This window comes from Thermosynechococcus sp. QKsg1, from assembly GCF_031586415.1.
Classification (GTDB): domain Bacteria; phylum Cyanobacteriota; class Cyanobacteriia; order Thermosynechococcales; family Thermosynechococcaceae; genus Thermosynechococcus.
The window spans coordinates 1056185-1078557 of sequence record NZ_CP134200.1 but is presented as its reverse complement, the minus strand read 5'-3'; the positions used below and the strand labels follow the sequence as shown (position 1 = coordinate 1078557).

The 22373-nt window shown below is 54.1% G+C and carries 16 protein-coding genes and 1 tRNA gene; 14 read left to right on the top strand and 3 right to left on the bottom strand.

Translation table 11 applies throughout. The features are described from left to right. Positions 1-31 precede the first annotated feature (31 nt). On the bottom strand, positions 32-3772 hold the full coding sequence (locus tag RHP47_RS05430) for a PAS domain S-box protein (protein WP_310841258.1): 3741 nt from the start codon (positions 3770-3772) through the stop codon (positions 32-34). 307 nt (positions 3773-4079) lie between these two features. On the opposite strand from RHP47_RS05430, the gene RHP47_RS05425 reads away from it, so the two are divergent. The 5 genes from RHP47_RS05425 to RHP47_RS05405 all read left to right on the top strand — a co-directional run bounded on the left by RHP47_RS05425 (position 4080) and on the right by RHP47_RS05405 (position 11913). Then, positions 4080-4307 (top strand): hypothetical protein, encoded by a 228-nt coding sequence (locus RHP47_RS05425; protein WP_225901554.1) that lies wholly within the window; start codon positions 4080-4082, stop codon positions 4305-4307. Then, on the top strand, positions 4262-5113 hold the full coding sequence (locus RHP47_RS05420) for a prepilin peptidase (RefSeq protein WP_399363006.1): 852 nt from the start codon (positions 4262-4264) through the stop codon (positions 5111-5113). Before RHP47_RS05425 ends, RHP47_RS05420 begins: the two co-directional genes overlap by 46 nt. A 302-nt stretch (positions 5114-5415) precedes the next feature. Further along, positions 5416-8091: an alanine--tRNA ligase gene (gene alaS, locus RHP47_RS05415; protein ID WP_310841257.1), complete on the top strand. Its 2676-nt coding sequence runs from the start codon at positions 5416-5418 to the stop codon at positions 8089-8091. A gap of 34 nt (positions 8092-8125) precedes the next feature. After that, a complete protein-coding gene (locus RHP47_RS05410; RefSeq protein ID WP_149818884.1) occupies positions 8126-9358 on the top strand; it encodes an LL-diaminopimelate aminotransferase in 1233 nt (410 codons plus the stop codon). Between the two features lie 71 nt (positions 9359-9429). Next, positions 9430-11913 carry an O-antigen ligase family protein gene (locus RHP47_RS05405; RefSeq protein WP_310841255.1) on the top strand — a complete coding sequence of 828 codons (2484 nt, stop codon included), beginning with the start codon at positions 9430-9432 and terminating at the stop codon, positions 11911-11913. A 161-nt stretch (positions 11914-12074) separates the two neighbouring features. Here RHP47_RS05405 and RHP47_RS05400 read toward each other — a convergent pair. Then, positions 12075-12148, bottom strand: a tRNA-Met gene (locus RHP47_RS05400). A gap of 194 nt (positions 12149-12342) precedes the next feature. On the opposite strand from RHP47_RS05400, the gene RHP47_RS05395 reads away from it, so the two are divergent. The 8 genes from RHP47_RS05395 to nagA all read left to right on the top strand — a co-directional run bounded on the left by RHP47_RS05395 (position 12343) and on the right by nagA (position 21039). Then, positions 12343-12948 carry a hypothetical protein gene (locus tag RHP47_RS05395; protein ID WP_149818878.1) on the top strand — a complete coding sequence of 202 codons (606 nt, stop codon included), beginning with the start codon at positions 12343-12345 and terminating at the stop codon, positions 12946-12948. A 52-nt stretch (positions 12949-13000) separates the two neighbouring features. Then, positions 13001-13699 (top strand): response regulator transcription factor, encoded by a 699-nt coding sequence (locus RHP47_RS05390; RefSeq protein ID WP_149818876.1) that lies wholly within the window; start codon positions 13001-13003, stop codon positions 13697-13699. A gap of 73 nt (positions 13700-13772) precedes the next feature. Then, on the top strand, positions 13773-16340 hold the full coding sequence (gene leuS, locus RHP47_RS05385; protein WP_286649944.1) for a leucine--tRNA ligase: 2568 nt from the start codon (positions 13773-13775) through the stop codon (positions 16338-16340). Between the two features lie 173 nt (positions 16341-16513). Further along, on the top strand, positions 16514-16720 hold the full coding sequence (locus RHP47_RS05380) for a DUF2839 domain-containing protein (RefSeq protein WP_286626933.1): 207 nt from the start codon (positions 16514-16516) through the stop codon (positions 16718-16720). A gap of 7 nt (positions 16721-16727) precedes the next feature. Continuing rightward, positions 16728-17975 carry a D-alanyl-D-alanine carboxypeptidase gene (locus RHP47_RS05375; RefSeq protein ID WP_310841250.1) on the top strand — a complete coding sequence of 416 codons (1248 nt, stop codon included), beginning with the start codon at positions 16728-16730 and terminating at the stop codon, positions 17973-17975. Positions 17976-17978: 3 nt separating this feature from the next. Next, complete coding sequence (locus RHP47_RS05370) at positions 17979-19610, top strand: helicase HerA domain-containing protein (protein ID WP_310841247.1); 1632 nt, start codon at positions 17979-17981, stop codon at positions 19608-19610. Positions 19611-19660: 50 nt separating this feature from the next. Beyond that, positions 19661-19894, top strand: coding sequence for a ferredoxin family protein (locus tag RHP47_RS05365; RefSeq protein ID WP_149818865.1), 234 nt, complete (start codon positions 19661-19663; stop codon positions 19892-19894). Next, positions 19891-21039, top strand: coding sequence for an N-acetylglucosamine-6-phosphate deacetylase (nagA, locus tag RHP47_RS05360; RefSeq protein WP_149818863.1), 1149 nt, complete (start codon positions 19891-19893; stop codon positions 21037-21039). The genes RHP47_RS05365 and nagA overlap by 4 nt, the downstream gene beginning before the upstream one ends. On the opposite strand, the gene RHP47_RS05355 is transcribed toward nagA, so the two are convergent. Beyond that, positions 21010-21279, bottom strand: coding sequence for a CD225/dispanin family protein (locus tag RHP47_RS05355; protein ID WP_149818861.1), 270 nt, complete (start codon positions 21277-21279; stop codon positions 21010-21012). The genes nagA and RHP47_RS05355 overlap by 30 nt on opposite strands. A 226-nt stretch (positions 21280-21505) precedes the next feature. Here RHP47_RS05355 and RHP47_RS05350 point away from each other — a divergent pair, with 226 nt between their 5' ends. Further along, positions 21506-22372: a tetratricopeptide repeat protein gene (locus tag RHP47_RS05350; RefSeq protein ID WP_149821693.1), complete on the top strand. Its 867-nt coding sequence runs from the start codon at positions 21506-21508 to the stop codon at positions 22370-22372. The last annotated feature ends 1 nt before the right edge of the window (position 22373 follow it).

Here is a 22373-nt window from a genome sequence, read left to right as displayed (position 1 = left end):
GCCTACGAAAGAGTTCTCACTAAGCAAGAACCTAAGCATAGCAATAGCGATCGCGCCCGCCCCGCTTGGCGAGATAGAGCTGCTGATCAGCAAGGGTGATGAATTCATTCACCGGTTGGCCAACTTGGGGCAGCAAGCTGACAATGCCCATACTCAGGGTGACGCGATCGCTCACTGAGGAGGCCATATGGGGAATCTCCAAGGCATAGAGAAGTTGTTGGATGCGTTCGGCGACGCGCAGACTGCCAGTGAGATCGGTATTGGGCAAAATCAAGGCAAATTCCTCACCACCGTAGCGTGCGGCTAAATCGGTGGGACGGCGCACCGCTTGGGTTAATATTTTCGCGATCGCGATCAGGCAGTCATCCCCTGCTTGGTGGCCGTAGTGGTCGTTGAAGTTCTTGAAGCAATCGACATCACAAAGAATCAGGGAAATGTTCGTCTGTTCTCGCTGGGCTAACTGCCACTGCTGCTGCAAATACTGGTCAAAATAGCGCCGATTGGCAATCTGGGTGAGACCATCAATGGTCGCAAGGCGAGAAAGTTCGGCATTGGCCAATTGCAGTGAGTCATACAAGTTTGTTTGCTGAATGGTAATTGCCAGTTGATCGGTGAGGGAGAGAATGAGTTGGCGTTCCTCATCTGTCCAGCCGCTGGAATGATTAAAACGCTGAAAGGAAAAAGCCCCCCAAATCTGCTGATTGATCCGAATTGGGGCAATGAGCCAGCCACCACCGAGCACTTGAGCAATTGCACGGTTCACTGCATCGGTGGGATCCAGATTCTCTAGGGCAGGCAGCTCGGCAATTTTTCCTTGGTGGAGGATTGCGGCAATGGGATTATGCTCGTCTGGAATCGTCAGCCCCACGCTAGGGGTTATATACGGTTTGTTGAGAAACTCCACTAGGGGAATCCAGTGGTGCTGTTCTGGCTCGTACTTGACGACAATGGCGCGATCGACCCGCAGGATATGACACACCTCCTGTACCGCCTTGGCAAAGGCCTGATTGAGATCAGGGGCTTCGCGAATCTCCTGAATGAGCTGGTTGAGTTCCCGCTGGCGAACGGCTTGATCTTGAAGGTAGGCCTCGTAGTGCTTGCGATCGCTAATATCGCTAAAGGTGAGAATCACCTGCTCAATACTCCCTGTTGCCGTGACTTCTGGATCAGCGGTCACTTGCAGCCAGAGCCGCTGTTGGGTTTGTTGATTGAGAATGCCCATCACCCCTTGTACCCGTTGCTTTTGAGCAATGGCAATCATCAGCGGAAAAGCCGCTGGCGGCATTGGTTCTCCGGCATCGTTGAGGGCATCCCAAGCCATTTCTGTTGGTTTTTGACCAATGATGTCCGCTTCCTTGACCCCCAGCAGCTCACAGCCCCGAGGATTAATCACTTTTGCGTAGAGATCGGCAGACAGCAGCATCACTCCCACATCTAAATCGTTAATGAGATTGCGAAAGAGTGCTTCCCGTCGGCTGAGTTCTTTGGCGATCGCCACTTGAGTTTCTTCAAAACGCTTGATTTGTGTAATATCGCGGATGACGCAGAGGACTTGATTTTTGCCTTTGTAGCGCAACCTTGTGGCAAAGATATCCACATCAATAACCTGGCCATCGCTACAGCGATGCTTGCTGACACCGTGCCAAGTGGGCTGATGCCGAATCGTCTCTAGGAATTCCTGAAACTGATCGCGGTAGTCGGGGTGCAGAAAATCCTCAGGTTGGAGTTCAAGGCATTCACTACGACTGAAACCATAGATGTCGCAGATGGCATCATTGACCTCAACGATCTGTAGGTTTTCGGTGTCATAGATCACTAGGCCATCGGCCACAGACTCGAAAACACTGCGATATTGAGCCTCGCGCTCATCCAGTTCAGCAAGGGCACGTTTGCGATCGCTAATATCAGTACAGACCACCACACAGCCGACAATTTCTTCCTCCTCATCCAGCAGGGGAAAAAGGTGGCTGAGCATATCACAGGGAGCATCGGTGCGGCAACGCAGCAGAATTTCTTCGTCGTTAATGGTTTCTCCGTCCAGAACGCGGTCAATCAGGGCTTCCACCCGAGTCACTGATTCTTGGGGATGGAGCAGTGCCGAAAATGGCATACCGGGCACCACTTGAGCCGCTGCCAGTGTCTTCAAGCCAACCCAATTACTGGTTAAGAGAGTTTTGTCGCGATTGAGAGTCAAAATGATGACGGGACAATTGTTCACTAACTGCTCATAGCGGTTGCGCTCGCGATCGAGGGCGAGTTGCAGTTGGCGTTGGCTAGTAATGTCATCAATCAGGGCAATCAGCAGGTGAGGCTCACCATTGGCATTGCGCACACAGGAGAGGGTTAAATTTCCCCAGACGGTGTGCCCCTTTTTGTGGCGGTAACGCTTGACAATTTGATAGGTGTTGCGCAGTCCCAGTTGACACTCTTGGATGAGAGCCGCCTCCTCAGGCCAATCTTCAGCAAAGGTCAGATCATGGGCGGTGAGATTTGCCAGTTCAGGAGCGGTGTAGCCGACAAATTGGCAAAAAAAGGGATTGCAATACACAAGGCGGTAGTGGTTAGCAGGGCTAGTGACAATAATCCCGACTTGGGCATTTTCAAAGACCGCACGCCAGCGATACTCACTTTCTCTGAGGGCTTGTTCTGACTGAATCCGTTCTGTTTCATCCACAATGATGCCCTCAATTGCATAGGCTTTGCCGGTTACGTCATAGACTCCCTGACCGTACTCATGTACCCAACGCTCCGACCCATCAGCACAGAAAATGCGGTAGCCGACACTAAAGGGGAAGCCCTTGGCAAGAGCCTCATGGATTGTGCAATCAACGCGATCGCTATCTTCTGGATGCGTAATACTAGCGTAGCTACGAACCTGATTGTGCACCAGTTCGCTCGGGAGATACCCCGTCAGCTCGGTGAACTTGGGACTTAGGTATTCCATCGTCCACGAAGCATCAATGGCACAGCGATACACCACGGCGGGTAGGTGATCTACGAGGTTGCGATAGCGTTGTTCGCTTTCCCGCAGGCGCATTTCCTGTATCTTTTGGTCATGGATATTGACCATGACGCCGATGACGGTTGTGGTGTTTGGTGGTTCCTGCCGATATTCCCAGCGATCGCGCACCCACACATACGCACCATTGGCATGGCGCAGGCGATATTCCAAATCGCAGGGTGTTGCTCCCCCTTGCTGAGGGATGGCTTGCCAAAAGCGCTCTTGATCCTCTGGGTAGATGAGTTGCTGCCACGCTCGCAGGGTTTTGGGCAATTGCTCTAGGGGGTACCCCAGCACCCCCTGACTGTCACCGTACCAATAACACCACTCCCCTTGGATTTCCCAGAAGAGCTGTTGACCTATCTCCGTCAGGGTGTGAAATCGCTGCCACCATTTTTCCAGTTCATTAACCCGCGCTTCTTGGAGCAGCCAATGGCGATAGCGTTCCGTAATTTCCGTTAGGGTCAGGGTCCAGCCGTGAGCATCAGCGGTTAAATCCAGTTGCCACCACTGCTGTTTGCGCGGATCATAGCAGTCCCATTGTGCCGGGGTTTGGGTGTTGAGCACCTGCTGGAACCGCTCTAGGGAGAGGTCAAAGTTGGCGGACAGTAGCTCGATGACGGAGAGGCCCGCTAAATCGGTACTAGCGTGGTTCAATAACCGTTGCGCCGCAGCGTTGGCATAAAGAATGGTGCCCTTGCGATCGCCCGCCAAGACAGGATGAGGTAAATGGTGCAGATGATTGGCAAGGGAGAACTGCTGTGAGTTCATGGTTCGGTCAAAGGAGTGTGAGGAAACAAGGAACACAGTCAATAGCTACAGGGCGACGTTAGCGATCGCCAAGGGGCTGGGCATGGTGAAACAATCAATTCTTTAATGAATAGGTGATTTCACGAGGAAGATGTCTTAGCGCCGTCCTACCCCTATGCTATCGCTTTGCTAAGACAAGATGATTGATAGTCAGGTAGAGGATTTCAGATCTGCTTTTGCATAGGCGGAGCGCTTGGCGAGAACTGATGATTGGCTCAAAACCAAACATAACCGTTTCTAATTGTTCGATTGCCGAGGAGTGGGGCACATGCCAGTTTTGCAGACCATGGAAACCGTTGATACCCCCCTACTAGCCGCTGCTCAATCCATCTATAATCTCTACCAGCAGGTTCATGGGGCAAAAACGGTGCCTGCGGGTGTCGCTGTTAATCGGCAAACCCTGCGGGGCTATGTGCTGTTTACTAGTCAACCAGTGCTGCTGCCCCAAGAATGCTTTATTCCCTACGATCATCTGCCGGAAGTAACACGCCTATAACTGCACTAACTTTTTTGACCTTTGCTAGCTACTGCCTTGTCTTTGGCCTTGGGGCAGCGGTGGGGAGCTTTCTCAATGTTGTGATCTACCGTGTGCCGAGCGGGCGATCGCTCCTTTATCCGCCGTCTCGCTGCCCGATCTGTTTGACCACACTCAAGCCCTGGGACAATATCCCAATTTTGGGCTGGCTATTCCTGCGGGGGCAATGTCGTTACTGCCATGCACCGATTTCTTGGCGGTATCCTGCGATTGAGCTGTTGACGGCACTGCTGTACGTCCTGATTGTGGCTGTGAGTGGCTGGCAAGTGCAAACCCTTGTGCTCTGGCTGTTGAGTGCGTGGCTCTTGGCCTTGGCCTTGATTGATCTAGACACGATGACGCTGCCCCATCCCCTGACAAAATGGGGGTTGATTGTCGGCCTGCTCGTGAGAGGGTTAACGACGGGTCTAGGCGGACTCACGGAAAGCATCATTGCCGCAGTGATTGGCATTTGGCTCTTTGATCTGATCCGCTGGGGGGGGGCGATCGCCCTTGGTCAGGAGGTCATGGGGGGAGGGGATAGCAAACTGGCAGCGATGATCGGGGCTTGGCTAGGTTGGCAGGGATTGCTCGTTACCTTTTTCTTGGCCTGTGCCCTCGGTGGCCTGATGGGTGGACTGGGGATTGCCCTCGGTTGGATTCAGCGGCGGCAACCGATTCCCTTTGGCCCTTTTTTGGCAGTAGCGGCTATTGTCAGTGGTCTCTTTGGCCGCCAATTGATTCATCTTTATCTCGAAACCTTTTTGCCCGGCGTGTTTGTGCGCTAACTCTTATCAAAGTAAAGACAACTTGACAAGATAAGCCGAAATTCCCTGACAAGGGCGACAATAAAACCCCATAGGCGGGCATCCACCACCCGCTGGCGATCGCTCAGATCGGCAACTTTCTCATATTAGCGCGCATTCCTCTCACTTCCTCAAGGAGTTGACCCATTTCAGAGCGGGTGGCTGGCTCAGCCATGGCTATTCTCGTAAATCCTGCCAATGGGGTGCCTTATTCCCAGAGTACAATCCAGTATGATGAAATAGTATTCTTGCCGTTTGTTGCGCTCCGTTGAGACTTTGCTCCAATGACCTCGTCCCCCTCTGCGTCGGCGACAACTGCCCTCACAGGTGATCAAATTCGCCAAAAATTCCTTGAGTTCTATGCCGCTAAGGGACACACGATTTTGCCCAGTGCCTCGCTGATTCCAGAGGATCCGACGGTGCTGCTGACGATCGCCGGCATGCTCCCCTTCAAACCAATTTTCCTCGGCCAAGAAGCCCCGAAAGTGCCTCGCGCCACCACTGCCCAGAAATGTCTGCGCACCAATGACATTGAAAATGTGGGTCGCACTGCTCGCCACCACACGTTCTTTGAAATGTTGGGCAACTTCAGCTTTGGCGACTACTTCAAGGCGGAGGCCATTGCTTGGGCATGGGAATTGATGACCACAGTTTATGGTTTGCCCCCGGAACGGCTCTTGGTGAGCGTCTTTGAAAATGACGATGAGGCCTATGACATTTGGCATCGCCAAGTGGGCTTGCCCAAGGAGCGCATCCAGCGCATGGGAGAGGAGAGCAACTTCTGGACGGCGGGGCCAACGGGTCCCTGTGGCCCTTGTTCTGAGATTTACTACGACTTCTATCCGGAAAAGGGACTAGCTGACGTTGATCTCGATGACGATCGCCGCTTCATCGAACTCTACAACCTAGTGTTCATGGAGTTGAACCAAGACGATCAAGGGCGCCGCACCCCCCTCAAGGCGAAAAACATTGATACCGGTATGGGCTTGGAGCGGATGGCGCAGGTTCTGCAAGGGGTGCCCAACAACTACGAGACAGACTTAATTTTCCCGATTATTGAGGCGGCAGCGCAGCGAGCCGGGATTCAGTACCGCAAAGCCAATGCCAGCACCAAAACGTCCCTCAAGGTGATTGGCGATCACACCCGTGCCGTGGTTCATCTCATTGCCGATGGCGTTACCGCCAGTAATGTGGGGCGTGGCTATGTCCTGCGGCGATTGATTCGGCGCATTGTCCGCCATAGTCGGCTGTTGGGGATCAATGAACTGGTGACCCCTGCCTTGGCTCAAGTGGCGATTGATCTGGCTGCCAATGTCTATCCCAATGTGCGTGAGCGGCAGGCAGTGATTCTCAGCGAACTCCAGCGGGAGGAGGAACAGTTTCTTAAGACCTTGGATCGGGGTGAGAAGCTCTTAGCGGAGATGCTCGCTCCATTGAAGACAACTAAGGGCAAAAAACGCAGTAAACCACAATTGGCAGGGCGCGATGCCTTCGTTCTCTTTGATACCTATGGCTTCCCCTTGGAGTTGACCCAAGAGATTGCCGCCGAGCAAGGCATTGGTGTGGATGTGGCTGAGTTTGAAGCCTGTATGGCCGAGCAGCGGCAACGTTCCCAAGCCGCTCACGAAACCATTGATATTACCGTTCAAGAGGGGATTGACTCCCTAGCGGGTCAACTGCATCCGACGCAGTTTCGTGGTTATGACGAGTTTAGTTTGACCACGACCGTAACAGCGATTTTGGTAGCGGGTCATCCGGTAACAATGGCAACAGCAGGGACTGAAGTGCAGGTGATCCTTGAGGAAACTCCTTTCTATGCTGAATCCGGTGGCCAAATTGGCGATCGCGGGTATCTCGCCAGCAGTGATGCCCTAGTGCAAATCCACGATGTGCAAAAGCAAAAGGAAGTGTTTGTTCACTACGGCAAAGTGGAGCGGGGCAGCCTCAGCGTTGGCGATCGCGTGAGCGCCCAAATTGATCTCAGTTGTCGGCGGCGGGTACAGGCGCACCACACCGCAACGCACCTCTTGCAGGCGGCCTTGAAAAAGCGGATTGACGAGAACATTTCCCAGGCGGGGTCACTGGTGGCCTTTGATCGGTTGCGGTTTGACTTTAACTGCCCCCGTGCCCTCACTCGCGAAGAACTGCAACAGATTGAAGATCAAATCAATACTTGGATTAGTGAAAGCCATGCCACCCACACCAGTATCATGGCGCTCAATGAAGCCAAGGCCAAGGGGGCGATCGCCATGTTTGGTGAAAAATACGGCGAGCAGGTGCGGGTTCTCGATATTCCGGGCGTTTCTATGGAACTCTGTGGTGGCACCCATGTCCACAACACTGCTGAAATTGGCCTCTTTAAGATCATTAGTGAAAGTGGCGTGGCTGCCGGGATTCGTCGCATTGAAGCCATTGCAGGACCAGCGGTGCGTGACTATTTGCAACAGCGCGATAGCATTGTCCGCGAGTTGTGCGATCGCTTCAAAGCCAAACCGGAAGAGATTCTAGATCGCATTAGCCAACTCCAAGCGGATCTCAAAGCCCAGCAAAAGGAACTGGAACACCTCAAAGCTGAACTAGCCCTCGCTAAAACTCAAGCCCTCTTGGAGCAGACTGAAGCCGTCGGCAATACCCACATTCTCATTGCCTCCTTAGCAGGGGTGGATCCCCAAGGGCTAAAAACCGCCGCTGAATGGCTCCTGAATAAACTGGGCAGTGGAGCTGTGGTGTTGGCCACTCAACCGGCTGCCGACAAAGTGAACCTTTTAGTCGCCGCCAGTCCGGACGTTGTAGAGCGGGGGGTTCATGCCGGTCAACTGGTGGCGGAACTTGCCCAAGTCTGTGGTGGCCGCGGTGGTGGGCGTCCCAACTTTGCCCAAGCGGGGGGATCTGAACCTGAAAAGTTATCCGAGGCGCTGCAATTGGCGCACTCTCGCCTCAAAGGGATTCTCGAATCCTGATATATTGAGCTTCTGTTTCTCACTCAGCAGCACTATGGCCTTTGTTAACGCAAACTACCTCAAACTCAAGGCAGGGTATCTCTTTCCGGAAATTGCCCGCCGTGTCAATCAATTCTTGCAAGCCCATCCCGATGCCCCCCTGATTCGTCTCGGCATTGGGGATGTCACCGAACCGCTGCCAGCGGCCTGTCGTCAAGCGATGATTCAAGCGGTGGAAGAAATGGGCGATCGCGCCACCTTCAAAGGCTATGGGCCTGAGCAGGGGTATCCTTGGCTACGGGAAAAAATTGCCGCCCACGACTTCCAAGCCCGCGGCTGCGACATCGATGCCAGTGAAATTTTTATTTCCGACGGCTCCAAGTGCGACACAGGGAATATCCTCGATATTTTTGGCGACGGCAACCGCATTGCCGTTACCGACCCCGTTTATCCCGTCTATGTGGATACCAATGTCATGGCAGGGCACACGGGGGAAGCCAATGAACGCGGGGAGTACGCTGGACTGGTCTATTTGCCGATTACCGCTGAAAACTACTTCACCGCCACGCTGCCCAGTGAACCTGTGGACTTAATCTACCTCTGCTTCCCCAACAATCCCACCGGTGCGGTGGCCACACGGGAGCATTTACAGGCGTGGGTGGACTATGCCCGTGCCCATAAAGCAATTATTTTCTTTGATGCCGCCTACGAAGCCTTTATTACCGATCCCGCTATTCCCCACTCGATCTATGAAATTCCCGGTGCCCGCGAGTGCGCCATTGAATTCCGCTCCTTCTCGAAAAATGCCGGTTTTACGGGAACCCGCTGCGCCTTTACGGTGGTGCCCAAGGGTCTTAAGGGGCAAACCCCCAGTGGCGAGGCCGTCGAACTCTGGGCGCTGTGGCAACGGCGGCAATCCACGAAGTTTAATGGTGTGTCCTACATTGTGCAGCGGGGCGCCGAGGCGGTTTACTCTGAAGCCGGTCAAGCCCAAGTACGGGAACTGGTGGCCTTCTATATGGACAATGCCCGTCTCATTCGCGAAAAACTCACCCAAGCGGGCTTTGCAGTCTATGGTGGGGTCAATGCTCCCTATGTCTGGCTGAAGACGCCCCAAGGGATTGGCAGTTGGGACTTTTTCGATAAATTGCTGCACACTTGCTATGTAGTGGGTACCCCCGGTGCTGGTTTTGGGGCAGCGGGTGAGGGCTATCTGCGCCTTTCGGCCTTTAATAGTCGGGAAAATGTGGTTGAAGCCATGGATCGGGTGGTGGCAGCCTTTGCCTAAGAATTCACCTAGAATCAGGACAAGGCTCATCAAAGCGGTTGGAGCGGCTTTAAACCCTTTTAGCATCACCGATGACGGCAAAACATTGGGGCGAACAGGCGGCTAAACAGGAGGGCATTCTGCTGGGGCTGCTAACGGCAGCTGGCTATGCCTTTTTTACCCTCTTACCCGATAGTCACAGTCTGATGGTGGCGTGGCCTTGGGTCTTACTCTGGCAAGCCACGCTGGGGGTGCCTCTGCTTTGGTTTTTGCAGGTGTTGGCCTATCAACGGCGGGTGCAGCCCTTGGGAAATGGCTTTGATGGCGTAGTGCTATTACTCCTGTTGGCATTGGCGATTTCAGGGACGTGGAGTGCTTTTCCCCATCAGGCTCGCTGGTATGGCTGGGCACTCTTGGGAAGCATCGCTGTCCTTTATCCCCTCGGGGCTTGGTTGCGCACCCCAGAACGCCGCTGGCAAATTGTGCGCTTTCAAGGCTATCTCACTGCCCTCGTGATTCTTGTCAGTTTAGGCCTTTGGCTGGGCACGACGATCGCCCCCGCAATTTTGAATAGCCCTCAAGGATTCACCCCCCATTTGAATCCAGATACCCTAGAACTACGCAACTGGGCACCCTTTGGTCACCAAAACTACGTGGCGGGCTACCTGCTGCTGGCATTACCCTTGGTAGGACTGTTGGCCATAGAAGCAGAAACCAGTGGATCGCGCCGGTTTTGGATGGCGGTGCTGCTTTTGGGTCTAGTTACCCTCTATACAACATTTTCACGGGGGGGCGGCCTCGGCTTACTGGCAATGGTCATTCCCCTTGGCGTGGGTTGGGTTTGGCACTATCGCCGCCAGCGTCGCTCTTGGTGGGGATTTTTGGCTTTGGTGGGCTTAGCGGTGGTCGCTTTGGCCAACGATCGCCTGCGCCGCAGCTTAGTGGCTCTCTGGCAGGGAGGACAAGGGAGCGAACTGGCCTACCGCTGGATTACCAGTATTGTTGGCTGGCGGATGGGGGCCGCACATCCTCTGAGGGGCAATGGCTTAGGTAGTGTGCCCCTGTGGTATCAGCACTATCGTCCGGGCTGGGCTGGCCGTGAAGCGGAGTGGATCTATCAACTCCACAGTACCCCCGTACAACTCTGGGCCGAACTTGGGCTTTGGGGCATTGCCGTATTGCTCTTGGGGGTGGGGCTACTGGTCTATTGGGCAATGCGCTACCGGCGCTGGTGGCCGAACTTAGCACAGCGGGAACAACGGCTGGCGATCGCCCTCTACCTTGCGCTTTGGGGCTACGGCGTGCTCAGTCTTACGGATTTTCAACTGGACAATGTCGGCATTGGTGGCCTCTTCCTAATTGAACTCACCCTCTTAACAACCCTGATTCGCACAGGCCAAGGGCAAGCTCCTCCTCAACGGTTGCAGGTACGCTGGGCACTCTCGCTGGTGGGCGTGGGTTTAGGAATCATCCTAGTGATGGTGGGTTGGCTGACACCGATTCACCGTGCTTGGGCAAGTAGCAGCGAAGGTTTTCTAGCCCTCTTGGAAACCCCTCCCGACTGGAATCGCTTTACTGAGAAGCTCTTCCATGCTCAGGAACTCGCCCCTTGGGAACCCTACTATCCGCTGCAACTGGGGTGGAACTATGGCCAGCGGGGCATGATGGCAGACAATCCTGAAGCACGAACCAACCTCTTGCGCACAGCAATGGTTAACTTTGAGAAGGGAATTGAGCTGTCTCCCTACCTAGAGTTTGGCTACAGCAACTTGGCGTGGCTCTACTGGCGAGATGCTAATTTTGGCGCAGCAGCACAGACATTTGCCAAAGCGGCTCAACTTGTACCGGCTAAACGGGGCAATTTTCTGGGTCTCGGCTTAGCCCTCATTCGTAAGAATCAACCGCAACTCGCCACCCAAGCCCTGATCCTTGAGGTGCTGCGCCATCCCATCTTCATCACCAGTCCGGCTTGGCGGGTTGCTCCCCTCGCACCCTTTTATCAACCAGTTCTGACGGCGGTCACGGAGCGTTATCGTCAGCTTGAGCAGGACATTGCCAGCGATCGCCCCTCAGGCGCCTATGTGCGTCAAGTGTCAACCCTCCTCCGCTGGTGGCAAGGGGAACTCCCTCGGGACACCGACCCCCTAGCTGCATGGCTACAACCCTTGGCCAACCCCCAAGAGGCAACATTGAAGGCTCCTGCAACGCTGCAAACCTTTCTCAAGGCATGGGATGACCCTAACAACCGCCGTGACCTCTTGGCCTCCATTTGGTCGGGTAGCCCGGAGCAACTGGAACAGATGGTGCGCTCCATAGCTGGTCAGCCAACACCCCTTGAGTGGTTGCGTTCTGCGGTGCCTGCTGTTGCTATTACCTATAGCCGTAGCGGTTTTGGGGTGAATAGTCGCCACATTGATGGCCCTCAACCCACCGACTTTTTCATTGCCATTGACAATTTGCCGATGGTAACGTTGTTTGCATCGCTGTGGCCAGACAACACCTTTTTGCCAGAACTAGATCAAGCCCTAGAGGGCGATCGCCAGCGGCTTTTTGCTGCTCTTAACCAAAGGCTCTAACGGCAAAGCCCCGTGGGTCGCTCCATTTGGGTGGTGGGGGGATTAGCGGCAATGCCCAACACAATTTGTAGAATTCGCACTGCTGCCCACTGGTCTTGGGGCAAGCGCATTGGCATCAAGAAACCTGTCAATAGCTTCCAGAATTGTTTTTTCATTATCAATGGCGGGGCATGGATTTGAACCATGGACCTTCGGGTTATGAGCCCGACGAGCTACCAGACTGCTCTACCCCGCGTTGCTCTAGCTTATCCAAGATAGCGTATTCCCTAGAGGATTGGCAAGCGATCGCTAGAAGATTTATAAAATCCTATCAATATCCTAAGTTTTTTCTGGGTCAACTGTAGCAACCCTTACTTCCATCATCCCGACAAACACATATAAAGAAAGTATTAAGATTACCTAGGTCTTTTTAGACTAACTCCTTGAGCAATGCTGCTACCGCCTCTTCTCCTCGATACTCTGAGGGAAATTTATCAGCGCCAAGGCTCAGCCCTCTCTGCCAGTCCCCTGCGAACTGAAAATCAGCTTCTCCTGTTGCTTGAAGGACTCCCAGAAGCAACCCGTGCCACCCTAGAAACATTGCTGATGTCCTACTGTCGGGCTAAGGCGTCTCTCCCTATCAATTTGGCCTACCTCTTGGCACTAGAGGGTGAAATCCTGAACCTGCTTGGCGTGACATCCGCAGTACGCCCCTTGTTTACGCCACCAGTGGTACAGACGCTGCAAAACTATCTGCCATGGTTTAGGAAGGCAAGCCAGATCGTCCAGAATCACCTCGGTCGTGCCCTTGTGCGTAACTACTGGTTGATTACCCGCCCGACTCATCCTTGGCTGCGCACGATTCGGGTTGAGACCTTTTACACTGAGCAAGTACCTGCTCTCGATCGCTACCTCAACGAGGAGCAGCAAGACCTGCTACAAACATGGTTAGAGCAATTTCTTCTCTACTGTTATCGCCTTGTACCCACACTGCCAGCGGAGGCGATCGCAGCGGGAATTCCGGTGCCGCCTCAGTTGCTACAAGCAGCCGCCTAACTCAAGAGGATTTCGCTAAAATTTTGGTGTCCATCGGCCATCAATTGATGTTGTGGAGCACATTCTGCTGCTAGAGGATGAAACGGAGCTAGCCGATCCCTTGGGTCACATCCTGCGCCAAGAGGGCTACCACGTTGACGTGGCCTACGATGGTGAAACGGCTCAAGCCTACTGGCAAACGCAGCGCCCCTACCACCTCTTAATTTTGGATTGGATGGTGCCACCGCCTACGGGGCTAGAACTTTGTCAACGATTGCGTCAAGCTGGTGATGAGACTCCCGTTCTCTTTCTCACTGCTCGAGACACGGTGGATGACAGGGTGCGGGGTCTGGATGCCGGTGCTGATGATTACTTGGTTAAACCTTTTGAACTGCGGGAATTGCTGGCACGGGTACGAGCACTGCTGCGGCGGCGACATACCATGGGGTGTGCAGCCCCGATTCTTTGCTGGCAAGATTTGCGTTTAGATGTCGAAGGTCGTCTGCTCTACCGGGGGCAACAGTGCATCTGTCTCTCGGAAAAGGAAACGGCACTTTTGGCGCTCTTCCTCAAGCACCCGACGGAACTCCTCAGCCATGAATTGATTGCCAGTCAACTGTGGCCGGATCAGCCCTGCGTCAATCGCAACCTATTGGCTGCCCAGATTCGGCTGCTACGCCGCAAAATTGAGCATGCCGACGAACCCTCTCTAATTCAAACGGTCTATGGTCAAGGCTATCGGCTACGCCCCGTTGCGGCACCGGCAAGCTAAGACCACTGTTGCCGTATCTTGGAAAGGAACGTGCTAGATACAATAGATAAGCTGTTCTTTCGGGAAAACTGTTGTGGACGATCGCTACGACCCCCAAGTGATTGAGGCCAAGTGGCAACAGGAATGGGCTGCCCGCCAGATCGATCGCACCGATACCGATCCGCAAAAGCCGAAATTCTATGCCCTCTCAATGTTTCCCTACCCCTCTGGGAATCTGCACATGGGGCACGTTCGCAACTACACCATTACTGATGTCATTGCCCGCTGTCGGCGGATGCAGGGCTATCGCGTGCTTCACCCCATGGGGTGGGATGCCTTTGGCCTGCCGGCAGAAAATGCCGCCATTGAACGGGGGATTCATCCTCGCGTCTGGACACAGCAAAACATTGCCCAAATGCGCCAAGAACTCCAGCGCTTGGGTCTGTCCTACGACTGGGAACGGGAAGTGGCCACCTGTCACCCCGACTACTACCGCTGGACGCAATGGCTCTTCTTGGAATTCTTTGAGGCGGGCTTGGCCTATCAGAAGGAAGCGGCGGTGAACTGGGATCCCGTGGATCAAACGGTGTTGGCCAATGAACAGGTGGATAGCGAAGGGCGATCGTGGCGATCGGGCGCCTTAGTGGAACGGCGACTGCTTAAGCAATGGTTTCTGAAAATTACTGCCTATGCCGAGGAACTGCTGAATGACTTGGAACAACTGACCGGCTGGCCAGAGCGGGTGAAATTGATGCAGGCCAACTGGATCGGCAAGTCCACGGGTGCCTATCTGGAATTTCCAATTGTTGGCAGCGATGAGAAAATTGCTGTTTTTACCACCCGTCCCGATACGGTCTATGGGGTGACCTACGTGGTGCTGGCGCCCGAACATCCCCTGACACCGAAAGTGACCACTAGCCGCCGCCGCAAAACCGTCGAAGCCTTTATTGCCAGTGTCCAACAGCAAAGTGAACTCGAACGCACAGCGGGCGATCGCCCCAAGCGGGGTGTGGCCACCGGTGGCAAAGCTCTGAACCCCTTTACCGGTGAAGAAATCCCGATCTGGATTGCCGATTATGTCCTCTACGAATACGGTACCGGTGCTGTAATGGGCGTGCCTGCCCACGATGAGCGCGATTTTCAGTTTGCCAAGGCCCACAAGCTCCCCATTCGCCAAGTGATCATTCCCCCAGACGGCAAAGCCAGTGCCCGCCTCAAGGCTGCCTATACGGAGCCGGGGAGATTGATCAACAGTGGTCCATTTGATGGCATGGACTCCACCGCAGCTAAAGCAGCCATTACCGAATACGCAACCACCCAAGGCTGGGGACGGGAGCAAGTGCAGTATCGGCTGCGGGATTGGCTCATTTCCCGCCAACGCTATTGGGGTGTCCCCATTCCCATCATTCACTGTCCGCAGTGTGGAGCGGTGCCTGTGCCGCGCTCAGAATTACCCGTGCTGCTCCCCGAGGAAGTGGAGTTTACCGGTCGTGGCCCTTCTCCCTTGGCGAAACTTACTGCATGGCGGGATGTTCCCTGCCCGAAATGTGGTACCCCTGCCCAGCGGGAAACGGACACAATGGATACCTTTATTGACTCCTCTTGGTACTACTTCCGCTACGCCGATGCTCGCAACAGTGAAGCCCCCTTTGACCCAGCAGCCATTAAGGACTGGTTGCCGGTGGATCAGTACGTGGGGGGGATTGAGCACGCCATTCTCCATTTGCTCTACTCGCGCTTTTTCACCAAAGTTTTGCGCGATCGCCAGCTTGTCCATGTCAGTGAACCCTTCCAACGTCTGCTCACCCAAGGCATGGTTCAAGGACGCACCTACAAAAATCCGCGCACGGGCAAGTACATCATTCCTAGCCGCATCGCCGATCTCAACCAACCCACTGACCCCGACACAGGGGAAGCCCTAGAGGTCGTCTATGAAAAAATGTCCAAATCCAAGTACAACGGCGTTGCCCCCGGCGATGTGATTCAGAAGTACGGGGCGGATACTGCCCGCATGTTCATCCTTTTCAAGGCGCCCCCCGAAAAAGACCTCGAGTGGGACGATGCCGATGTCGAAGGTCAGTTTCGCTTCCTCAACCGCGTCTGGCGCTTGGTGCAAACCTTCAAAGTCAAGGGGGGTCAGCTGGGTCAACCCCTGCCTGCAAGCCTCACTAAAACTGAAAAAGAGCTGCGCCGTGCCATTCATACCGCAATTAAAGAAATTAGCGAGGACATTGAGGGCGACTATCAATTCAATACCGCGGTTGCCGAACTGATGAAACTCACCAATGTCCTCAGTAGCGCCGATTACTATACCTCTGGCGTGTATAGCGAGGGCATCCAAACATTGCTAACCCTGCTTGCTCCCTTTGCCCCCCACATCAGCGAAGAACTCTGGCACCAACTGGGTGGCACCGACTCCATCCACCGCCAGCCTTGGCCGAAAGCAGACCCCACTGCCCTTGTTGCCGATGAAATCACCCTTGTCATTCAGGTGATGGGCAAAACCCGTGGTGCGATTCAAGTCCCTGCCACGGCTAGTCAAGTGGAACTGGAGGAAGCCGCCAAGCAGTCGGAGATTGGCCAACGCTACCTTGCCGGTAAAACCATTAAAAAAGTCATTGTCGTGCCGGGCAAGTTGGTGAACTTTGTCCTAACTCCTTAAACACTAGCACTTTGCTGTGGTCCACTTGGTCTGCTGAGGACGCCCCATTTTTCCCATAGGATTTTGCAGAAGCTAGCGGAGTTTGGCGTAGTGTGTCTAGGATCGAGTCTAAGGGGGTCGATCGCTTCCTAAAAGCGTCTAGGATAAGGACTGTAACCATTTGAGCGGCAACTATGGGTGAGGCAAAACGGCGCAAGGAAACCCTTGGTGAGGGCTACGGTCAAGAAAAGGGGGGCTGGCTCCGGAAGGAGCAACTGCTGCTAATCCAGAAGTGGGTAACGCGGGGTACCTGGGTAGGGATTGGCCTGCTGGTAGTCATTTGGCTCACGGTTCGCTTTATTGGCCCCAGTTTGGGATGGTGGGAATTGACAGTGAATTAGAACTGGCATGTTGGATCTGTTGGCAGCATTGGCATGGTACTGGGGACAACCGCGCTTTGAGGCGTTAAAAGCAGTGATATTTCCCTATGAGGCTGCGCTGCATCAGTATCGCGATCGCTACCTGCAAACATTGGCACAGGAGGGTTTTTCTCCCAATCAACAGGGCATCTGGGTTCAAAGTGCCCACCAGTTATTGGTCAACCACCAGGGCGATCGCCCCCTTGCCGCTGCCTCTGTTACCAAAGTGGCAACCAGTCTGGCGGCTCTAGATAAATACCCCTTTGACTATCAGTTTCTGACTCGCATCGGCACCACAGGCACGCTGCAAAATGGTGTTCTCAGGGGGGACTTGGTCTTGATTGGCGGCAATGATCCCCTCTTTATCTGGGAGGAGGCGATCGCCATCGGTAATGCCCTTAACCGCCTTGGAATTCGTCAAGTGCAGGGGAATCTAGTCATCGTTCCCCCTTTTATGATGAACTTTTACCCTGAACCCCAGACCGCCGCAGCGCTATTCAAACTCGCCCTAGATCACCGCCGCTGGACACCCGAAATTCAAGCCGCCTATGAACAGCACCTCAAGGGGCAACCCCGCCCCCAAGTAAGTATGACGGGTGAAACACGCTTCCAAGGCACGATCCCTGCGAGTGTTACCCTGCGCCTCGAGCATCGCTCACTCCCCTTGGGGGAAATTGTGCGGCAAATGAATATCTACAGTAATAATGAGATTGCGGAAACGCTAGCAGAAATGGCAGGGGGTGCTGCAACCGTAGCTCAAGTGGCCGCCCGTAAAGCCAATGTACCCCCCAGTGAAATTCAACTGATCAACGGCTCAGGTCTGGGGGAGAAGAATCGCATTTCTCCCCGGGCGGCGTGTGGGATGCTTTTGGCGCTTCAGGAGATGCTCGCTCAGAAAAACCACAGTTTGGCGGATGTGCTACCCATGGCGGGGCGCGATCGCGGTACGTTAGAGTATCGTCAACTACCGGCGGCAACCCTAGTAAAAACGGGGTCTCTTTGGAATGTGAGTGCGTTGGTTGGCGTCTTACCCACAGCAAAATACGGCACCGTCTGCTTTGCGCTTCTCAATGGCGGAGACAACCTAGAAGGGTTTCGGCGGGCACAGGATCGCTATGTGCAGCACTTGAGTCAAACGCTACAAGCGACGCCAAGACCGGGTGCTGAATTCCACAGCCAAGCCCCTGCTCCGCGGTTTGGCGACCCCCAACGCATTCAGCTCCTGAAGGCGCAATAAACGATGACAGCACAACAACTGGGAATTGTTGTCCAAGGCTCCCTCAGTCAGGGCTTAGAGGTACGACTGTGTGGCAACGTCTCTGTAGAAGAACTGCGGGTCGGCCAATTTTTAGTGATCCAAGGCCAGCGATCGCGCTTCTTTTGTCTGCTGACGGATGTCGTGCTTGGTACGGCCAATCCCCGCATTCTGCTCAACCCCCCCGCCCTTGAGGATACCTTTTTGCAGGAGGTCTTAGCCGGCAGCGGCACCTTTGCGACGCTGAGTGTGGCACCGATGTTGATGATCCTCAACGATGAGCAGGATTTACTGCCCGTAAAAACCATCCCTGCCCATTTTAGTCCCGTCTATGAAGCCAGTGAGCGGGACTTTCGCGCCGTGTTTGGCTGGGAGGACGATCCGCAGCGGCGTAACTTTGCCATTGGCACTCCCTTGGATATGGCAGTCCCCATCTGTTTGGACTTGGATCGCTTTGTCGAGCGCAGCAATGGCGTATTTGGCAAGTCGGGTACTGGCAAGTCCTTTTTAACGCGGCTGTTGCTGTCGGGAATTATCCGCAAACAGGCGGCGGTGAACTTGATTTTTGATATGCACTCGGAGTATGGTTGGGAAGCCACCCGTGAAGGCAAGCAACTGAGTACCGTTAAGGGATTGCGGCAACTGTTTCCCCGCCAAGTCAAGATCTATACCCTTGACCCTGAATCCACCCAACGGCGAGGGGTGCGCGATGCCCAAGAACTCTACATTGGCTTTGATCAAATTGAGGTGGAGGACTTGGCCTTGGTGCAAGCGGAACTGAACCTCTCGGAGGCCAGCCTTGAAAATGCAATTATTCTGCGCAATGAGTTTGGCAAGGGTTGGATTAGTCGCCTCTTGGTGATGACCAATCAGGAGATTCAGGAGTTTTGCGAAACGAAAATGGGCAGCAAAGCCTCGATCATGGCGCTGCAACGCAAACTGACACGGCTAGAGCAACTGAAGTACCTGCGCAACACCTGTACCAAGAACTACATTGGTCAGATTTTGGACACTCTTGCGGCGGGTCAACATGTGGTGATTGAGTTTGGCTCCCAAGCCAATATGCTCTCCTATATGCTGGCGACGAATATTATTGCCCGCCGCATCCACCAAGCCTATGTGCAGCAGTCGGAGATTTTTTTGCAAACCAAAAATCCCAGCGATCGCCCGCGTCAACTGGTAATCACGATTGAGGAGGCTCACCGCTTCTTGGATCCGGCCACGGTGAAGCAAACGATTTTTGGGACGATCGCCCGCGAAATGCGCAAGTACTTTGTCACGCTCCTCGTTGTTGATCAACGGCCTTCGGGCATTGATAGCGAGATCATGTCGCAAATTGGCACCCGCATCACCGCACTCCTTAACGATGAAAAGGACATTGAGGCCATTTTCACGGGGGTGGCGGGTTCGCAGCAGTTGCGATCGGTGTTGGCCAAGCTGGATTCTAAACAACAGGCGCTTGTGCTGGGTCATGCGGTGCCGATGCCTGTGGTGATCCAAACCCGCAGCTATGACGAAACCTTCTATGCCGAGATCGGCGATCGCGATTGGGAGGAACTCCCTACACCCATGTTATTGGAGGCGGCTCAAGCGGCGAAGTCAGATCTGGGGATCTAGCCTAGAGCTTTAGAATTGATCCTGAATCAACTCTCAGTGAGGAGAACACTGTGGCGCACACCATTGTCACCAATACCTGCGAAGGGGTTGCCGATTGCGTTGAGGCGTGTCCGGTGGCCTGTATTCATCCGGGACCGGGGAAAAATGCCAAGGGCACCGATTGGTTCTGGATTGATTTTGCCACCTGTATTGACTGTGGCATTTGTTTGCAAGTGTGTCCTGTGGAGGGGGCAATTGTGCCTGAAGAACGCCCTGATCTGCAATTAACCCCCACCACCCCATGAGTGTTTATTGGCTCGATCGCGTGCGGCTTTTGGGGAGCGATCGCCTGCAACAGGTACAACTCACGAATGGCAAAGTGACGGCGATCGGCACTGACCTGATTCCCCCCGATTGCTCTGAGGTGCTGGACTTCGGCGGCGATTATCTCTCCCTTGGGGGCGTCGATCTGCAAATTAACGGTGCCTTGGGCATTCCCTTTCCTTGGTTAAAGACCACCGAACCACTGCCAAAAATTGGCCGCTATCTTTGGCAAGAGGGGATTGATGCCTACGCCCCGACGATTGTGACTGCTCCCCTCGCGGAAATTCACACTGCCTTGAGGGTGCTCCACGAATACGCGCCCAATGCGCAAGAGTCTGAAGCCAAAATCTTAGGTGTGCATTTAGAGGGGCCTTTCCTCAATCCCCAGAAGCGGGGTGCACACCCCCAGCAGTATCTGCAACCCTTGACTTTTGAAGCGGTTAAACAGGTTCTAGCAGAGTTTAGCCGCTCGGTCTGTATTCTTACCCTAGCACCGGAACTGGATGCCACTAATCAGGTTCTGGCCTACTTACGTGGCTTGGGAATTACCGTGAGTTTAGGTCACTCTTTAGCCACAGTGGAGGAAGCGCAGGCGGCTTTTGATGCCGGTGCCACAATGATCACCCATGCCTTTAATGCCATGCCCCCTCTGCATCATCGCGAGCCGGGACTGTTAGCAGCAGCCTTGACAGATCAGCGCGTTTGGTGTGGCGTGATTGGCGATGGGGTGCATGTTCATCCGCAAATGCTGAAGGTGTTGTGGCAGTGCGCGGGCGATCGCCTGTTTTTGGTGAGTGATGCCCTTGCTCCGCTGGGGTTAGGCGATGGGGTCTATCCTTGGGATCAGCGGCAGATTGCAGTGAAAAATGGTACGGCACGACTGGCTGATGGCACCCTCTGTGGCACCACTGTGCCGCTGTTGGCAATGGTGGGACGCCTAGTGGATTGGGGAGTTTGCGATTTTGAAGCAGCGTTGACCCTAGCAACGGTGAATCCTCGCCGCGCCATCGGTTTGACGACAGAACTCCTACAGCAGCCGGTGACCCATCTTCTGCGCTGGCGATCGCCCCACCACTATGAACGACTGCCCAGCGAGCTACATCCCCCCTTGCTCAGCCATGATTGAGAGCACCATGAGTACCGCATAAAGGGCACCACCGAGCAATCCCGCAATCACCGAAATCCAAGTAAATAGCTTGGCCTTGTTTGAGGCCTCCAACGCCCCGGCGCGATCGCCGACTGCTAACCTTGAATTGACTTGGGCAGCAAAAATAATAGCGACAATACCGAAAGGCAAACAGCAGCAAATCGTGGACAGAATCGCTGGAACCATGTAGTTAGGAATGTTTTCATTTGAAGGGTTCATTGTTAAATTTCCTTAAAAATCAGGTTTGAATAGGGTTTAAAAAATTGACAGCAATTGATTAGCGATCTTTGAATAAGCACAGGCTAGCCTATTTTTTCTCTAAAGGCAATCATCTCCCTTCCACTTTTGTCAAGAGTCGCCCTCAGTCACCGCAAACGTCGGTAGGGTATGGCAAACTAAAGAGGAATTCACTTAGCTTGCAACACGGAAATTGATCGTGCCTAAAATGCTTGCCCGTTTAACCCTGAGTCTGGGTCTTGTTCTCCTGAGTGGCAGTCTGGCAACGGCACAGGTGGTGTTACCGCGCACCCTTGAACTCAATGCCAAGGAGATGGAGCAAAATGGCTTTATTGTGGCCCAAGAAGCCCTACAACTGGCACAGTTTCGGCAATTTCAAGAGGCGTTGGTGCGAGCCAAGCTAGCAGTGCAGTTGGCACCCCAAGCCCACGAAATTTGGGCATTACTGGGGGGACTCTACCTCACGGTCAATCAACCCAAGGATGCAGTGCCAGCCCTAGAGCAGTCTTTGAAACTCAATGATAAAAATCCGGGGGCTTATTTCAACTTAGGCTCTGCCCATTTTCGCCTAGGGCACTATGGAGCCTCAGTGCGGGCGATCGAGCAGGGATTGGCACTGAAACCCGATGCCACAGAGGAATGGTTCAACCTTGGCAATGCCTATCTCAAATTGGGACAAAAGGATCGGGCAATCGAGCAATACCGCCGCTCATTGCGCTTGGATCGTCAGTTTTGGCCAGCCTATACCAACATTGGTCTCGTGCTCTATGAACAAGGCAATATCCGCCAAGCAGCCAAGAACTGGGAACAGGCAGCAGACATTGACCCCAAAGCCAGTGAGCCGAAACTTGCTTTGGCCACAGCCCTGTTGCAACTGGGAAATGAAGCAAGAGCACTACAACTGGCGGAAGAAGCCCTGCGCCTCGATAGCCGCTATGGCACGGTGGAGTTTCAACGGGAAAACCTCTGGGGCGATCGCCTAGTGGCCGATACGCAAACCCTATTGGCCAAGCCCCCTCTGCGGGCACTGCTGAGCCAACTCCAACCTGAGCAATCTGTCCTTCCTCAGCCCTAGA

What these genes read in the sequence shown, in the direction of transcription:
- RHP47_RS05430 (WP_310841258.1), bottom strand. Translation starts at nt 3,772, where the DNA reads ATGAACTCACAGCAGTTCTCCCTTGCCAATCATCTGCACCATTTACCT.
- RHP47_RS05425 (WP_225901554.1), top strand. Translation starts at nt 4,080, where the DNA reads ATGCCAGTTTTGCAGACCATGGAAACCGTTGATACCCCCCTACTAGCC.
- RHP47_RS05420 (WP_399363006.1), top strand. Translation starts at nt 4,262, where the DNA reads ATGCTTTATTCCCTACGATCATCTGCCGGAAGTAACACGCCTATAACT.
- alaS (WP_310841257.1), top strand. Translation starts at nt 5,416, where the DNA reads ATGACCTCGTCCCCCTCTGCGTCGGCGACAACTGCCCTCACAGGTGAT.
- RHP47_RS05410 (WP_149818884.1), top strand. Translation starts at nt 8,126, where the DNA reads ATGGCCTTTGTTAACGCAAACTACCTCAAACTCAAGGCAGGGTATCTC.
- RHP47_RS05405 (WP_310841255.1), top strand. Translation starts at nt 9,430, where the DNA reads ATGACGGCAAAACATTGGGGCGAACAGGCGGCTAAACAGGAGGGCATT.
- RHP47_RS05395 (WP_149818878.1), top strand. Translation starts at nt 12,343, where the DNA reads ATGCTGCTACCGCCTCTTCTCCTCGATACTCTGAGGGAAATTTATCAG.
- RHP47_RS05380 (WP_286626933.1), top strand. Translation starts at nt 16,514, where the DNA reads ATGGGTGAGGCAAAACGGCGCAAGGAAACCCTTGGTGAGGGCTACGGT.
- RHP47_RS05375 (WP_310841250.1), top strand. Translation starts at nt 16,728, where the DNA reads ATGTTGGATCTGTTGGCAGCATTGGCATGGTACTGGGGACAACCGCGC.
- RHP47_RS05370 (WP_310841247.1), top strand. Translation starts at nt 17,979, where the DNA reads ATGACAGCACAACAACTGGGAATTGTTGTCCAAGGCTCCCTCAGTCAG.
- nagA (WP_149818863.1), top strand. Translation starts at nt 19,891, where the DNA reads ATGAGTGTTTATTGGCTCGATCGCGTGCGGCTTTTGGGGAGCGATCGC.
- RHP47_RS05355 (WP_149818861.1), bottom strand. Translation starts at nt 21,279, where the DNA reads ATGAACCCTTCAAATGAAAACATTCCTAACTACATGGTTCCAGCGATT.
- RHP47_RS05350 (WP_149821693.1), top strand. Translation starts at nt 21,506, where the DNA reads ATGCTTGCCCGTTTAACCCTGAGTCTGGGTCTTGTTCTCCTGAGTGGC.